General features: G+C 71.7%; 10 protein-coding genes and 1 pseudogene. 9 read left to right on the forward strand and 2 right to left on the reverse strand.

The features are described from left to right. Positions 1-10: 10 nt before the first annotated feature. The gene (locus OGH68_RS35090) at positions 11-1,759 is read right to left on the reverse strand and encodes an ABC transporter substrate-binding protein (RefSeq protein ID WP_264249606.1); all 1,749 of its coding nucleotides are present in this window, start codon (positions 1,757-1,759) and stop codon (positions 11-13) included. Positions 1,760-1,960: 201 nt separating this feature from the next. Between OGH68_RS35090 and OGH68_RS35095 the strand changes: the two are divergent. The 6 genes and pseudogenes from OGH68_RS35095 to OGH68_RS35120 all read left to right on the forward strand — a co-directional run bounded on the left by OGH68_RS35095 (position 1,961) and on the right by OGH68_RS35120 (position 7,948). After that, positions 1,961-3,160, forward strand: a pseudogene (locus OGH68_RS35095) (NAD(P)/FAD-dependent oxidoreductase). Next, entirely contained in the window at positions 3,150-3,473 is a 324-nt protein-coding gene (locus tag OGH68_RS35100) for a (2Fe-2S)-binding protein (RefSeq protein ID WP_264249607.1), read from the forward strand. Before OGH68_RS35095 ends, OGH68_RS35100 begins: the two are co-directional and overlap by 11 nt. Beyond that, positions 3,454-5,040 (forward strand): NAD(P)/FAD-dependent oxidoreductase, encoded by a 1,587-nt coding sequence (locus OGH68_RS35105; protein ID WP_264249608.1) that lies wholly within the window; start codon positions 3,454-3,456, stop codon positions 5,038-5,040. Before OGH68_RS35100 ends, OGH68_RS35105 begins: the two co-directional genes overlap by 20 nt. A 113-nt stretch (positions 5,041-5,153) precedes the next feature. Beyond that, the gene (locus OGH68_RS35110) at positions 5,154-6,059 is read left to right on the forward strand and encodes a dihydrodipicolinate synthase family protein (protein ID WP_264250439.1); all 906 of its coding nucleotides are present in this window, start codon (positions 5,154-5,156) and stop codon (positions 6,057-6,059) included. A 30-nt stretch (positions 6,060-6,089) separates the two neighbouring features. Continuing rightward, entirely contained in the window at positions 6,090-7,094 is a 1,005-nt protein-coding gene (locus tag OGH68_RS35115) for a proline racemase family protein (protein ID WP_264249610.1), read from the forward strand. Between the two features lie 128 nt (positions 7,095-7,222). Further along, positions 7,223-7,948: a GntR family transcriptional regulator gene (locus OGH68_RS35120; protein WP_264249612.1), complete on the forward strand. Its 726-nt coding sequence runs from the start codon at positions 7,223-7,225 to the stop codon at positions 7,946-7,948. 63 nt (positions 7,949-8,011) lie between these two features. Here OGH68_RS35120 and OGH68_RS35125 read toward each other — a convergent pair whose 3' ends face one another. Continuing rightward, positions 8,012-9,364 (reverse strand): cytochrome P450, encoded by a 1,353-nt coding sequence (locus tag OGH68_RS35125; protein WP_264249614.1) that lies wholly within the window; start codon positions 9,362-9,364, stop codon positions 8,012-8,014. 103 nt (positions 9,365-9,467) lie between these two features. On the opposite strand from OGH68_RS35125, the gene OGH68_RS35130 reads away from it, so the two are divergent. From OGH68_RS35130 to OGH68_RS35140, 3 genes are all read left to right on the forward strand, one after another. Further along, positions 9,468-10,037, forward strand: coding sequence for a PadR family transcriptional regulator (locus OGH68_RS35130; RefSeq protein ID WP_264249615.1), 570 nt, complete (start codon positions 9,468-9,470; stop codon positions 10,035-10,037). A gap of 113 nt (positions 10,038-10,150) precedes the next feature. Further along, positions 10,151-11,872 carry an acyl-CoA dehydrogenase family protein gene (locus tag OGH68_RS35135; protein ID WP_264249617.1) on the forward strand — a complete coding sequence of 574 codons (1,722 nt, stop codon included), beginning with the start codon at positions 10,151-10,153 and terminating at the stop codon, positions 11,870-11,872. A 328-nt stretch (positions 11,873-12,200) separates the two neighbouring features. Beyond that, on the forward strand, positions 12,201-15,056 hold the full coding sequence (locus OGH68_RS35140; protein ID WP_264249618.1) for a PQQ-dependent sugar dehydrogenase: 2,856 nt from the start codon (positions 12,201-12,203) through the stop codon (positions 15,054-15,056). Position 15,057: the final 1 nt, after the last annotated feature.

Below are 15,057 nucleotides of genomic sequence, written 5' to 3' on the forward strand. Positions count from 1 at the left end.
GGCCGGGTCCTCAGCGGCCGCTCTGGGACGGGTCCTTGAGGCCGACGGTGGCGTAGTCGATCTGGCCGCCGAACGAGGTGTGGCCGAAGGCGCCGGCGATGTTGGTGCCGAGCAGCAGCGGCATGCGCTCGACGACAGCGGGCGCGGTCGGGGCCTTGGCGAGGATCCGCCCGTCGAGGTCCTGCCAGGCCTTGGCCGCCTTCCGGGCGTCGGTCATGGCGGCGATCTCGTCCATCCGTTTCATGGTCGCCTGGTCGCGGAAGAGCGAGTGGTTGCCGGAGTTGCCCTTCTCCTTGATGTAGCGGCCGTCGAAGACGAAGGGCAGGAAGGTGGAGCCGGACGGGTAGTCCGGACACCAGCCGGTGTAGACGAGGTCGGTGCGGTTCCCGGTGTCGCCGATGGTGTCGTAGAAGGCGGACGGGTCGACGGTCTCGATGGTGACCTTGATCCCGGCCCGGCCGAGCGACTGCTGGATGGCCTCGGCCACGCCCTTGTCGCCGCTGGACACGGTGACACTGGTGGTGAAGCCGTCCGGGCGGCCGGCCTCCTTGAGGAGCTGCTCGGCCTTCGCCACGTCTCCGGTGAGGGGGATCTTCAGGGTGTCGGGCTGCTCGCCCCCGAAGAGGGAGCCCGGCATCAGGGCGGTGGCCGGGTCGTTCAGCGCCGGACCGCCGGATGCGGTGAGGACGGCTTCGCGGTCGAGGGCGTACTGCACGGCCCGGCGGACCAACACGTTGTCGAACGGCGCACGGCCCGTGTGCATCTGGAGCATCTCGGTGCAGTTGGTGGACTCGGCGAGCAGCCGTGCCTTGACGTCGGCCTCGGTGAGCACCTTGGGGATGCTCTCGGGGCGCAGCTTCCCCCAGGGGACGGCGGAGGCGTCGGCGCCGGAGGAGGCGATGAGCCGGTCGTCGATCTGGTTTCCCTTCAGGCCCATCGTCACGACGATCCTGTCCGGGTACGCCTTGCGCACGCTGTCGGAGTCCGGGTCCCAGTGGGGGTTGCGCTCCAGCACCAGCTGCTTGTCCCTGGCGTACGACTCGATCCTGTACGGGCCGGAGGAGAAGGGGCGGCTGTCGTACCGGGGGCCGGTGTCGCGCGACTTCGGGACCGGCGCGAACGTCGGCAGCGCGGTGGCGTAGGGGAACTCGGCGAAGGGCTTGCGGAGTTCGAAGACGATCGTGTGGTCGTCGGGTACCTTGACGGATTTGAGGTGCTCGCCTTTCGCCGGGCCCCGGTAGCCGTCGGCGCCGGCGAGGTATCGGGCCGCGTAGTCGGGGCCGCCGGACAGGTCGGGGGAGAAGGACCGCTCGACGTTGTACTTGATGTCGTGGGCGGTGACGGGCGATCCGTCCTCGTACTTCAGCCCCTTCTTGAGCCTGAACGTCCACGTCCTGGCCCCGTTGGAGGAGGTGCCGAGGTCCGTGGCGAGGTCGGGGGTCAGCTGCCCGCCGCCGGCGCCGGGCTCGGCCCGGTACGTCACGAGGGTGCGGTAGAGCAGACGGGTGCCGAAGTCCATGTCGCCCATGACCCAGTTGCGGGCGGGGTCGAGGTGGGTGAAGTCCTGGTTGGACAGGACGGTGAGAGTGCCGCCCTTCGTGGGGGTGCCACCGATGACGGCGCCCTGGTTGGCGAGGGCGGGGTTCGCGCCGCGGCCCCTGCCGTCCGTGGAACGCGTACCGCCGGAGCAGCCGGCCGCACCGAGGACGAGGGTGGCCGCCACGGCGGCTGCGAGGGCGGTGCAGGTGCGCTTGTTCATCAGCGGTCACTCCGTGAACAGTCGGCCAGCAGGATGTGACCGGTAACATAGTAATGTGAAATTGTACTGACAAGAGGCGTGCGCTGCGGATTTGCAGGTGTGGGCTGAGGGGTACTCATCAAGCCCCGGTACTCGACTGCTTGGGGTATCGCCTCGTGCCGTTCTCTTGGCAGACGCGGTGCAATGTGAAATATTACTGACGTGTCCACGAGGAACTCGCCGGATCTCATCGTCGTCGGAGCGGGTGTGGTCGGCGCCGCCTGCGCCTACTACACGGCCCGCTCCGGCCTGACCGTCATCGTGATCGACCGTGGTCCCGTCGTCGGCGGGACCACCGGAGCCGGCGAGGGCAACCTGCTGGTCTCCGACAAGGAGCCGGGCCCCGAGCTCGAACTGACCCTGCTGTCCACCCGATTGTGGCGCGAACTGTCCGGCGTGCTGCCACCCCGCATCGAGTACGAGGCGAAGGGCGGTCTGGTCGTCGCCTCCGACGACGAATCCTTGGCGGCCCTGCGGGACCTGGCCGCCCGGCAGGAAAAGGCGGGCGTGGACGTCCGGCAGGTGATGAGTGACGGGCTCCGCGACCTGGAGTCCCACCTGGCCCCGGACCTGGCGGGCGGCTTCCACTACCCGCAGGACGCCCAGGTGCAGCCCGCCCTCGCAGCGGCACATCTGCTGCGGGCCGTGGACGGGCAGGGCTCCGGCCGGATCCTCCTGCGCCTGGGTGAAGAGGTCACCGGCGTTCTGCAGGGGACGCGGCGAGGTGCGGGGAGTACGCACGGCGAACGGCGATCTGCACGCACCCTGCGTGGTGAACGCCGCCGGGACCTGGGGCGGCCGGCTGCCCCGGCTCGCCGGGGTGGACCTGCCGGTGCTTCCCCGCCGGGACTTCGTCCTGGTCACCGAGCCGCTGCCGCGCGTTGTGCGGCACAAGGTCTACACGGCCGGCTACGTCGCCGATGTCGCCAGCGGCTCGGCGGCGCTCCAGACTCCGCCGTCGTCGAGGGCACCCCGGCGGGACCGGTCCTGATCGGCGCGAGCCGGGAACGGGTCGGCTTCGACCGCACCCTGTCCGTGGAGGCGCTGCGCCGCCTCGCCGGCCGGGCCACCCGTCTGTTCCCGGTGCTCGCCGGGGTGCGGGCGATACGGACGTACGCCGGATTCCGCCCGCACCTCCCCGACCATCTGCCCGCGATCGGACCCGACCCGCGTGTCCCTGGCCTGGTGCACGCCTGCGGGCACGAAGGAGCGGGGATAGGACTCGCCCCGGCCACGGGAATGATCGTCGCCCGGATGCTGTCCGGGACGGAACTCCCCATGGACATCGAGCCGTTCCGGCCGGACCGCTTCGACACGGCCGCGCCCCGGACCCCCTGGAAGGAGGCGCGCCATGGCGCGTGACCGCAGCCCCGCCGGACTCGTCGGCGCGGCACCCGGACGACCCCCGTTCGAGATCACCTTCGACGGGCGCCCGATCACGGCGCTGCCCGGGCAGTCCGTCGCCGCCGCACTCTGGTCGGCCGATGTCGTCGCCTGGCGCACCACGCGCCGGGACGGCCGTCCGCGCGGAGCCTTCTGCGGCATCGGCCACTGCTACGACTGCCTCGCCACGATCAACGGGCGGCCCAACAGGCGGGCCTGTCTGGTGCCCGCCGGCCCCGGCGACACGATCACCACGCAGGAAGGACACGGTCATGCCGGACTCGCCGTCTGACCGGGGCGTCGACGAGCCCTACGACCTCGCGGTGATCGGCGCGGGCTGCGCGGGCCTCGCGGGCGCCGTCACCGCATCCGAACAGGGGCTCTCGGTGGCCCTCCTGGACACGGCGGGCCGGATCGGCGGCCAGTTCTACCGCCACCCCGCTCCCGCCGTCGGCGCGGTGCGCCCCGAGGCCCTGCACCACGACTGGTCCGCCTTCGCCGGTCTGCGCTGCCGCCTCGAGGCGAGCGACGTCGTTCACCTCGCCGGGCACCACGTCTGGACCGTGGAGCGGAACGACGCCCCCGAGGCCGCGGACGGCACGTACCCCACGTCCGTGGACGCGCAGGAGGCCGGCGAGGCGGACGCGCGGTGGACGGTGCACGCCGTCACCGGCGCGGACGGCGACGGCGAGCGCCCGGTACGCGTACGGGCACGCGCGGTCCTGCTCGCGACCGGCGCTTACGAACGCCAACTGCCGTTTCCCGGCTGGACACTGCCGGGAGTCGTGGGCGCCGCGGGGGCACAGGCCATGCTGAGGCTCGTCCTGCCCGGCAGGCGCGTCGTCGTGGCGGGCAGCGGCCCGCTGCTGCTCGCCGTCGCCGCCTCGCTCGCCGCCGCGGGGGCGAGCGTTCCCGCGGTGGTGGAGGCGTCCGGCTATCTCGGGTACGCACGCCGCCCGCGCGTCCTCGCAGCCAACCCGCAGAAGCCGGCCGAGGCCCTGCTCCACGGTGCGGCGCTGCTGCGGCACGGTGTGCGCCTGCGCGTCCGCAGTGCCGTGACCGAGGTCCACGGCACCGACCGGGTGGAGGCGGTCACCGTCTCCCGGCTCGACCGCGACTGGCGGCCCGTGCGGGGGACGGGCCGCCGGATCGCCTGCGACGCCCTCGCGGTGGGTCACGGACTCGTCCCCCAGACCGAGCTCGCCACGAGCCTCGGGTGCGCGACACGGCGTACGCCGGACGGGACGTACGCCCTCGCACTGGACGCACTGCAGCAGACGTCGGTGCCCGGCCTGTGGGCGGCGGGGGAGACCGGAGGAATCGGCGGAGCCCAACTCGCCCGCGTGGAGGGCGAGCTCGCGGCCATCGCCGTGGCCGCCCGGGTACGGGGCCGGCCGGAACCGGCCCGCGACGGGCGGGTTCGGGAGCTTCAGCGGCGGCGCGAGCGCATGCGCGCCTTCGCCGGCGTCATGGCCGCCGTGCACGCGCCGGGACCGGGCTGGACCGCGTGGCTCGACGACGCGACGGAGGTGTGCCGCTGCGAGGAGGTGCCGGCAGGCGCCGTCCGTGAGGCGGTCGACGCCTACGGCGCCCGTGACGCCCGCACGGTCAAGCTCCTCACCCGCGCGGGCATGGGCTGGTGCCAGGGCCGGGTGTGCGGGGCGGCCGTGGCCTGCCTCGCGGCGGGCGAGGGCACCTCGACCGTGCCGCCGTCCCCCGACCGGAGACCCCTCGCGGGACCCGTACCCCTGGGCGTGCTCGGCTCCGTCGATCCGGGCCCGCCGGAAGCCCCGCCCGCCGTCCCCGCCGAACAGCCCGACACCGCCCGCCCGGACGACGCCGCCCGGCCCGGCGAATGAGAGCGGCGCGCCCCGTGGGTGTCGTACACCGCTCGATGAATGACACACCCTCTGAAGGAGGTTGCCGCATGACCGCCACCACAGCCGCCACCACCGACGGCACAACCACCACCATGACCACCGCCTGGACCGCCGACCGCCCCTGGCGCGGCATCATGGTCGCCACCGCGCTTCCTCTGCGCGACGACCTCTCCGTCGACCTCGACGCCTATGCCGCCCACGTCCGCAGGCTCGTCGAACAGGGCTGCGACGGTGTCGTGCCCAACGGGTCCCTCGGCGAGTACCAGACCCTCACCGACGACGAACGCGCCCGCGTGGTCCGCACCGCCGTCGAAGCCGCGGGCGACGGCGCGCGCGTGATGCCCGGGGTCGCCGCCTACGGCAGCACGGAGTCCCGCCGCTGGGCGGAACAGGCCGCGGAGGCGGGCTGCGGAAGCGTCCTGCTGCTGCCGCCGAACGCCTATCGCGCCGACGAGACGGCGGTACGTGCCCACTACGCGGAGGTGGCCCGCGCGGGACTGCCGGTGGTGGCCTACAACAACCCCGTCGACACCAAGGTCGACCTCACCCCCGCCCTGCTCGCCCGGCTGCACGGCGACGGCGGCATCGTCGCCGTCAAGGAGTTCAGCGGCGACGTACGCAGGGCGTACGAGATCGGTGAACTCGCCCCGGACCTTGATCTGTTGATCGGCGCGGACGACGTACTGCTGGAGCTCGCCCTCGCGGGCGCCGTAGGCTGGATCGCCGGATACCCCAACGCGTTCCCCGCCACTTGCGCCGAGCTCTACCACGCCGCCGTCGCCGGGGACCTCGACACCGCACTGCCCCTGTACAAGTCACTGCACTCGCTGCTGCGCTGGGACTCCAGGACCGAGTTCGTGCAGGCGATCAAGGCGTCCATGGACATCGTCGGCCACCGCGGCGGTCCCACGCGCCCACCGCGCACGCCGCTGTCCGCCGAGGACGCGGCCACCGTGCGCGCGGCCACCGAGAAGGCCGTCGCCGACGGTCACCACTGACCCCGATCCGCCTCGCAGGAAGGGACGTTCGTGCGGACCCGTCATGTCTTCCACGCTGTCGACTCGCACACCGAGGGCATGCCCACGCGTGTGATCACCGCGGGCGTCGGGGTGATTCCCGGCGCCACGATGGCCGAGCGCAGGCTCCACTTCATCGAGCATCTGGACCATCTTCGTACGCTCCTGATGTACGAGCCGCGCGGCCACGCCTCGATGAGCGGCGCGATCCTCCAGCCGCCGACCCGCCCGGACACCGACTACGGAGTGCTGTACATCGAGGTCTCCGGCGTGCTGCCGATGTGCGGGCACGGCACCATCGGCGTGGCCACCGTCCTCGTCGAGACCGGCATGGTCCCGGTCACCGAACCGGTCACCACCGTCCGCCTCGACACCCCCGCCGGGCCGGTCGCCGTCGACGTACAGGTCGAGGACGGCGCGGCCAGGGCGGTCACACTCACCAACGTCCCCGCGTTCTGCGCGGGCCTGGACCGCAAGGTGGAGGTGCCGGGCCACGGGACGGTGACGTACGACCTGGCCTTCGGCGGGAACTTCTACGCCTTCGTCGAACTCGACGCGCTGGGGCTGCCGTTCGACCGGTCCCGCAAGGACGAACTGCTCGCCGCCGGGCTCGCCGTCATGGAGGCGATCAACGCGTCCCCGGACCGCCCCGTCCACCCGGAGCAGCCCGAGATCGCGGGCGTCAAGCATGTGTATCTCGCCGCCCCCGGCTCGGACGCGCACCGCTCACGCCACGCCATGGCCATCCACCCGGGCTGGTTCGACCGTTCGCCGTGCGGCACCGGCACCTCGGCGCGGATGGCGCAGCTGCACGCCCGCGGCGCCCTGCCGCTGCACCGCGACTTCGTCAACGAGTCGTTCATCGGCACCGAGTTCACCGGCCGTCTCGTGGCGGAGACCGAGGTCGGCGGGGTGCCCGCCGTCGTCCCCCGCATCACCGGACGCGCCTGGATCACCGGCACCGCCCAGTACTTCCTCGACCCGGACGACCCGTTCCCCGGAGGCTTCCTCCTGTGACCACGCCCCGGGCCCGCCCCACCTGCGGCCGGCGGCAAAAACAACGTGACATTGTACGCTGGTGATCCTCTCGGCCACGAGGCAGCCGCCGATGGCCGGCAGCACAGGGCGAAGGGAACACCACGACCATGGGCCACCTGAAGCAGCGCAACCTCATCACCGCCAGGGAGCGGCTGCGGGACCAGGTCGCCCACGCCCTGCGCGCCGCGCTCATCTCCGGCGAACTGCGCCCCGGCGAGGTCTACTCGGCGCCCGGCCTCGCCGAGGACTTCGGGATCTCCGCGACACCGGTGCGCGAGGCGATGCTCGACCTGGCCCGGGAGGGCCTCGTCGAGCCGGTCCGCAACAAGGGCTTCCGCGTCACCGAGGTCAACGAACGCGATCTCGATCAGTACACCGAGATCCGCATCCTGATCGAGGTCCCCATGATCGGCCGGATCACCCGCAGTGCCGCGGTCGAGGACCTGGAGGCACTGCGGCCGGTGGCCGATGAGATCGTGCGCGCCGCGCGCGAACACGACCTCATCGGGTACCTCGAGGCCGACCGGCAGTTCCATCTCTCCCTGCTCGCGCTCGCCGGCAACGACCGGCTCGTCGAGACCGTCGGCGATCTGCGCAAGCGCTCGCGGCTGTACGGACTGACCACGCTGGACGAGCGCGACCAGCTCATCCCGTCCGCGGAGGAGCACCTCGAGCTGCTCGACCTGATGGTGGCCGGTGACGCGAAGGGTGCCGAGAAGTGCATGACCCGCCACCTGGGACATGTGCGCTCGCTCTGGGCCGAGGGCGCGCAGGAGAAGGAGCGGGCGACCGTCGCGCAGGCTCCCAGGAGGAAGCTGGGCACGTCGCGCTGAGCCGGAGCTGAGCCGCCGCTCGGCCGGCGGTGTCAACGACCGGCTGCCGCTCCGCTCACGGTGTCAACGGCAGGGCTGCCGCTCCACCAAGACCTCCAGGGGCGCCCGGAAGGACAACAGGCCGAGCATCGGCGGCCGTGCGTCGCCGTCCGGGGCGAGCCGGATGTCCGGCAGCCGGCGTGCCACCGCCCGCAGGGCGATCGCCGCCTCCGTGCGCGCCAGGGACGCTCCCGGACAGCGGTGGCGTCCCGCGCCGAACGCCAGATGGTGCCGGACGTTCGCCCGGTGCGGGCACATCCGCTCGGGCTCCGCGAACACGTCCGGGTCGGAACCGGTGCCCATCAGCATCAGGAGCAGCTGTGCGCCCGCCGGGAGTCGCGTACCCGCCAGTTCGACCGGCCGTGCGGTGACCCGGCGCCAGGTGGTCACCGGCGGCTCACGCCGCAGGACCTCCTCCACCCATGCCTCGGCCAGGCCGGCTTCCGGCACAAGGCGCGGCCACAGGCCCTGCTCGCCGAGCGCCCGGCGCAGCACGGTGGCGATCAGCTGACCGGTCGTGGACTGCCCGGCGATGAAGATGAAGAAACAGGCGCTGACCGCGGTCGCCGTGTCCAGCGGTTCTCCGCCGGGCAGGCGGTGACGGGTCAGCGCTCCGACGAAGGAGTCGGGCGACGTCCTGGCACTGCGCACGGTCTCGGTGAGCCACCGGTGGAACTCGCCGACGAGGGAGGCGAGTTCGAGCTGCCGCTCCGCCGAGGGCCTGCCCCAGAACAACTCCAGGGACGCGTCGCTCCAGCGGATCAGCGTCTCCGGCGTGACCCCCCGGATACCGAGGAGCTCCATCAGCACCCGGCACGGCAGGACCTGGGCGTAGGAGGAGAACAGGTCGACGCGCCCGCCCGCGCCTGCCCCGGTCCGCGCCGCGTCCAGCAGCTCCTCTGCGCAGCGCTCGATCACGGGAACGGCGGCCGCGACCCGCCGGGCGTTGAAGAACCGGTTGACCAGCCGGCGCAGCCCGGCATGGCCGGCGGTGCCGTTGTTGGCCAGTGCGGGCGGCAGGGTGAAACCGGCCCTCGCGAGTGTCCGCAGCACGGCCACGGGCAGTGGGGCGACCGCGTGCTGGGCGTTGTCCGGCAGGTAGACGGACGCTTCGGAGAGCACCTGCCGTACGTCCCGATGGCGGCTGACCAGCCACAGCCCCGTCGCCTCGTCGCGGTGCACGGGCGCCTCGGCGCGCAGGACGTCCAGCCAGGGGTAGGGGTCGCGTACGAAGTCCTCGCCGAACAGGTCGAACCCGTCACCCGGCGCGGGAGCGCCCGCGAGCCGCGCCGCGGCCCCCTGACCGGGCACGTCGGCCGCCCCGGGCTCCGCCACCGCGGTCCCCGGGGTCCCCGCGTCCACGGCCGGAAATGTCACGCGCGGACGTTAACACGCACCTCGGCCGTCCTCGCCGCCATGTGCGCGGCATCACGCGCGGGCCCGCTTGCCTATGCAACAAGTTGCATAGCAGGATCGCAGTATGGCGCTCGAACACGCGATCCTCGTCTCCCTGCTGGAGAAGCCGGGCTCCGGGTACGAGCTGGCCCGGCGGTTCGAGCGGTCCATCGGCTACTTCTGGACCGCCACCCACCAGCAGATCTACCGCGTCCTCAAGCGCATGGAGGCCGACGGCTGGATCGATGTGCGGGAAGTGCCGCAGCAGGGCCGGCCGGACAAGAAGGAGTACTCGGTCTCGGGGTACGGCCGCACCGCCCTCGGCGAGTGGCTCCATGAGCCGATCCAGCCGGAAAGCGTCCGGCACGAGCTGGCCGTGAAGATCCGCGGCGCGGCCTTCGACGATCCGCGCGCCCTGATCGGCGAGGTCCGGCGGCACCAGCGCATGCACAGGGACCAGCTCGAGCACTACCTCGCGGGCGAGCGGCGGGACTTCGGCGCAGTCGACGCCCCGCCCTGCGACGGCGTCCGCCCCGATGCCGGGCGGGAGCTGCAGCACGCGGTCCTCCGCGGCGGGATCGCGTACGAGCGGATGATGATCGCCTGGCTCGACGACGTACTCGACACCCTTCATCGCCTCGGTCCCGGCCGGTGACGCGCTGCCGCGCGGCAGTCCGTTCCTGCTCTCCTGCCCCGGCACGGTCCTCCGCTGCGCCGGTCCACATGTCATTGCGCCCCCTACGACCTCGAGCCGGAAAGGCAACTCCCATGGCTGACCCGCTGCTGTTCAATCCCCGCACGTACGACCCGGCCCATTTCGACCCGGAGACCCGCAGGCTGCTGCGTGCCACCGTCGACTGGTTCGAGGCCCGCGGGAAGCGCAGGCTGATCGAGGACTACCGCACCCGCGCCTGGCTCGCGGACTTCCTTGCATTCGCCGCGCAGGAGAGGCTGTTCGCGACCTTCCTCACCCCAGAGTCCGAGGCCGGCAACGGGCAGGACAAGCGGTGGGACACGGCACGGATCGCCGCCCTCAACGAGATCTTCGGCTTCTACGGGCTCGACTACTGGTACGCCTGGCAGGTCACCGTCCTCGGCCTCGGCCCGGTCTGGCAGAGCGACAACGCCGCAGCCAGGACCCGTGCCGCCGAACTGCTCGACCAGGGCGAGGTGTTCGCCTTCGGCCTGTCGGAGAAGGCCCACGGCGCCGACATCTACTCCACCGACATGCTGCTGGAGCCCGACGGTGAGGGCGGCTTCCGGGCCCGCGGATCGAAGTACTACATCGGCAACGGCAACGCCGCCGGTCTGGTCTCCGTCTTCGGCCGCCGCACCGACGTCGAGGGCCCCGACGGCTATGTCTTCTTCGCCGCGGACAGCCGTCACCCGGCCTACCACGTCGTGCAGAACGTGGTCGACTCCTCGAAGTACGTCAGCGAGTTCCGGCTGGACGACTACCCCGTCGGCCCCCAGGACGTGCTGCACACCGGCCGTGCCGCCTTCGACGCCGCGCTCAACACCGTCAACGTCGGCAAGTTCAACCTGTGCACCGCCTCCATCGGCATCTGCGAGCACGCGATGTACGAGGCGGTCACCCACGCCCACAACCGGATCCTCTACGGCCGGCCTGTCACGGCCTTCCCGCACGTGCGGCGCGAGCTGACCGACGCGTACGTCCGGCTGGTCGGGATGAAGCTGTTCAGCGACCGCGCCGTCGACTACTTCCGCTCCGCGGGCCCCGACGACCGCCGCTACCTGCTGTTCAACCCGATGACGAAGATGAAGGTGACCACGGAGGGCGAGAAGGTCATCGACCTGCTCTGGGACGTCATCGCCGCCAAGGGCTTCGAGAAGGACACGTACTTCGCCCAGGCCGCCGTCGAGATCCGGGGGCTGCCGAAGCTGGAGGGAACGGTCCACGTCAATCTCGCGCTGATCCTCAAGTTCATGCGCAACCATCTGCTGAACCCGGCCGAGTACGCGCCCGTGCCCACCCGGCTCGACGCCGCCGACGACGTCTTCCTCTTCCGGCAGGGACCGGCCCGTGGCCTCGGCTCCGTCCGTTTCCACGACTGGCGTCCCGCCTTCGACGCCTACGCCCACCTGCCCAACGTCGCCCGCTTCCGGGAGCAGGCCCAGGCGCTGTGCGAGTTCGTCGCCACCGCCGCGCCCGACGAGGAGCAGAGCCGCGACCTCGACCTGTTGCTCGCCGTGGGGCAGCTGTTCTCGCTGGTCGTGCACGGCCAGCTGATCCTGGAGCAGGCCGGGTTGACGAGCGCGGACGAAGACGTGCTGGACGAACTGTTCGCCGTCCTGATCCGGGACTTCTCCGCGCACGCCGTCGAACTGCACGGCAAGGACTCCGCCACGGAACAGCAGCAGCGCTGGGCCCTGGACGCGGTCCGGCGCTCCGTCGTCGACGAGGGCCGGTCGGCACGCGTGTGGAAGCGTGTCGAGGACCTGTCCGGCGCCTATGAGATGACGCCGTGAGCGACATATGACTCCATGACGGGCGGACCGGAAGCGGCCGGCGCGGGCACTGCCCGCGCCGGCCGCGGCGCGTTCACCGGCCGCGGCGATCGCCCGGTGGTCGTGACCCCCAACAGCGGTGAGCGCCTTTGTCCTGGTCCTGGAAGAAGTCGGGGAATGCGCCGCCGAAGGGCTTACGGAGTCCCCGGAAGGCCGCTAACTTGCTTACGGGTCAGCCTGGTTGGCGACTTCCAGCGACCTGTCGGCGTGACGGCGCACGCCTGCGAGTTCCACGACGTGACCCTTCCCGGGCCACTCGGGCACCCCCCACCTCTTCCGGGAGACATCTGTGCGCCCAAAGTTATGCGGATTCCGTCGGACAGCCGCCGGCGCCCTCGCCGCCCTGCTCTCCGCCGCACTCCTCATCTCCACCGCCCCAGCAGCCGCGACCCCGTCGACGACACCCCCGTCACCTGCCGCCCAGCCGACCGCCGAGGAGTTCCAGCAGGTCACACTCGCGAAGGGCGTCGCCGAGACCGGCGAGCCCATGACGATGGCCGTACTGCCCGACCGGTCGGTGCTGCACACGTCGCGCGACGGGACCCTGCGGATCACCGACGCCGCGGGCAGCACCCAGGTGTCGGGCAAGCTGGACGTCTACAGCCACGACGAGGAGGGCCTCCAAGGGATCGGGGTGGACCCCGGCTTCACCTCCAATCGGCACGTCTACCTCTACTACGCCCCCAAGCTCTCCACCCCGGGCGGCGACGCCCCCGGCGACGGCACGGCCGCCGACTTCGCCCCGTTCGACGGCGTCAACCGGCTCTCCCGCTTCACTCTGGGCACCGACGGGAAGCTGAACGCCGCCAGCGAGAAGAAGATCCTCGACGTGCCCGCGTCCCGTGGCATCTGCTGCCACGTCGGGGGCGACATCGACTTCGACGCGCAGGGCAACCTCTATCTGACGACGGGCGACGACACGAACCCCTTCGCCTCCGACGGCTACGCGCCGCTGGACGAACGGGCGTCCCGTAACCCGGCCTACGACGCCCAGCGTTCCAGCGCCAACACCAACGATCTGCGGGGCAAGGTGCTGAGGATCAAGGTTCACGCGGACGGCTCGTACACCCTCCCCCCTGGCAACCTCTTCGCCCCGGGGACCGCCAGGACACGGCCCGAGATCTACGCGATGGGCTTCCGCAACCCGTTCCGCATGAGCGTCGACAAGGAGACCGGAACCGTCCATCTCGGCGACTACGGCCCCGACGCCGGCACGGCGGCCCCCGATCGGGGCCCCGCCGGGCAGGTCGAGTTCAACCGGATCACCCGAGCGGGCAACTACGGCTGGCCCTACTGCACCGGCGCGAACGACGCCTACAACGACTACGACTTCGCCGCCGGCACGTCAGGCCCGAAATTCTCCTGCTCGGCCCCGAAGAACACCTCCCCGCGCAACACCGGCCTGACCGACCTCCCGCCCGCCCAGCCGGCCTGGCTGCCGTACGACGGCGGTTCGGTGCCCGAGTTCGGCAGCGGCTCCGAGTCGCCCATGGGCGGACCGGTCTACCGCTACGACGCGTCCTCACCCTCCGCCGTGAAGTTCCCGCAGAGCTACGACGGCAACTTCTTCGCCGGCGAGTTCGGCCGCAAGTGGATACGCCGCATCGCGCAGAGCGCCGACGGGACCATCCAGTCCATCAACGCCTTCCCCTGGAACGGCACCCAGGTGATGGACATGGCCTTCGGCCCGGACGGCGCCCTGTACGTACTCGACTACGGCACCGGCTACTTCAGCGGTGACCACAACTCGGCCCTGTACCGCATCGAGCACGTCACCGGCGGCCGGGCACCCCTCGCGCAGGCGAAGGCCGACCGCACGTCCGGGCAGGCGCCGCTGGCCGTGGCGTTCTTTTCGGCAGGCAGCACCGACCCCGACGGCGACACGCTCTCCTACGCCTGGAAGTTCGGCGACGGTACGACATCGACGGCGGCCGACCCCTCGCACACGTACACGGCCAACGGCCGGTACACCGCCGAGCTGACCGTCTCGGACGGCACTGGCCGGACGGCCATCGCATCCGTGCAGATCACCGTCGGCAACACCGAACCCACCGTGCGCCTCGAACTCCCGGCGGACGGCAGCATCATCGACCCGGGCGCCGCCGTGCCGTTCCGCGTCACGGTCACCGATCCCGAGGACGGCGCCATCGACTGCTCGCGCGTCACCGTGACCTTCATCATCGGTCACGACAGCCACGGACATCCGCAGACGTCCGCCACCGGCTGCTCGGGGACCGTGCAGACCATCGCGGACGGCGAACACGACCCGAATGCCAACATCTTCGGGGTCTGGGACGCGGAGTACACCGACAAGGGCGCGAACGGACAGCCCGCCCTCACCGCCCACGACCAGCACATCAGCCAGCCCACCCACCGTCAGGCCGAGCACTACGGGGACTCTGCCGGCGTGCAGGTCGTCAGCCACGCGGCGGCCCACGGCGGGAAGACGGTCGGGTACATCGACAGCGGCGACTGGATCTCCTTCACGCCCTACGTCCTCGGCGATGCCACCCGCTTCACGGCGCGCGTCTCCTCCGGCGGCGCCGGAGGCACCCTCGAGATACGTGCCGGCTCACCCACCGGCACGCTGCTGGGCACGGCCACCGTGCCGGTGACCGGCGGCTGGGAGACGTTCGAGGAGGTCGGCACCGCCCTGACGAACCGGCCGGCGGGCACCACGACCCTGTACCTGGTCTTCAAGGGCGGCGTCGGTCCCCTCTTCGACGTCGACGACTTCCGCTTCACCACCTCGGGCGCCGGGCCCAGGACCGGAGAGATCACCGGGGTGAACGGAAAGTGCCTGGACGTCGCCGCCGGCGCCACGGCCGACGGCACACAGGTGCAGGTGTGGACCTGCAACGGAACCGGCGCCCAGAGCTGGACGGTGCCGGGCGACGGGACCCTGCGCGCGCTGGGCAAGTGCCTCGACGTGAGCGGTGGCGGCAGTGCCGACGGCACGAAGGTGCAACTGTGGACGTGTAACGGAAGCGGCGCCCAGACGTGGTCGGCGCAGGCGGACGGGTCGGTGCGCAACCCGCAGTCGGGCAAGTGCCTCGACGCCGAGGGCGGTACCTGGAACGACGGCACCAGGGTCCACCTGTGGACCTGCCACACCGGCCCCAACCAGCAATGGAACCTGCCCTAGC

This window comes from Streptomyces peucetius (genome assembly GCF_025854275.1).
Classification (GTDB): domain Bacteria; phylum Actinomycetota; class Actinomycetes; order Streptomycetales; family Streptomycetaceae; genus Streptomyces; species Streptomyces peucetius_A.

Coding starts and splice junctions, on each gene's coding strand:
- OGH68_RS35130 (WP_264249615.1), top strand. CDS start 9,468: ATGGCGCTCGAACACGCGATCCTCGTCTCCCTGCTGGAGAAGCCGGGC.
- OGH68_RS35120 (WP_264249612.1), top strand. CDS start 7,223: ATGGGCCACCTGAAGCAGCGCAACCTCATCACCGCCAGGGAGCGGCTG.
- OGH68_RS35100 (WP_264249607.1), top strand. CDS start 3,150: ATGGCGCGTGACCGCAGCCCCGCCGGACTCGTCGGCGCGGCACCCGGA.
- OGH68_RS35105 (WP_264249608.1), top strand. CDS start 3,454: ATGCCGGACTCGCCGTCTGACCGGGGCGTCGACGAGCCCTACGACCTC.
- OGH68_RS35090 (WP_264249606.1), bottom strand. CDS start 1,759: ATGAACAAGCGCACCTGCACCGCCCTCGCAGCCGCCGTGGCGGCCACC.
- OGH68_RS35135 (WP_264249617.1), top strand. CDS start 10,151: ATGGCTGACCCGCTGCTGTTCAATCCCCGCACGTACGACCCGGCCCAT.
- OGH68_RS35110 (WP_264250439.1), top strand. CDS start 5,154: ATGACCACCGCCTGGACCGCCGACCGCCCCTGGCGCGGCATCATGGTC.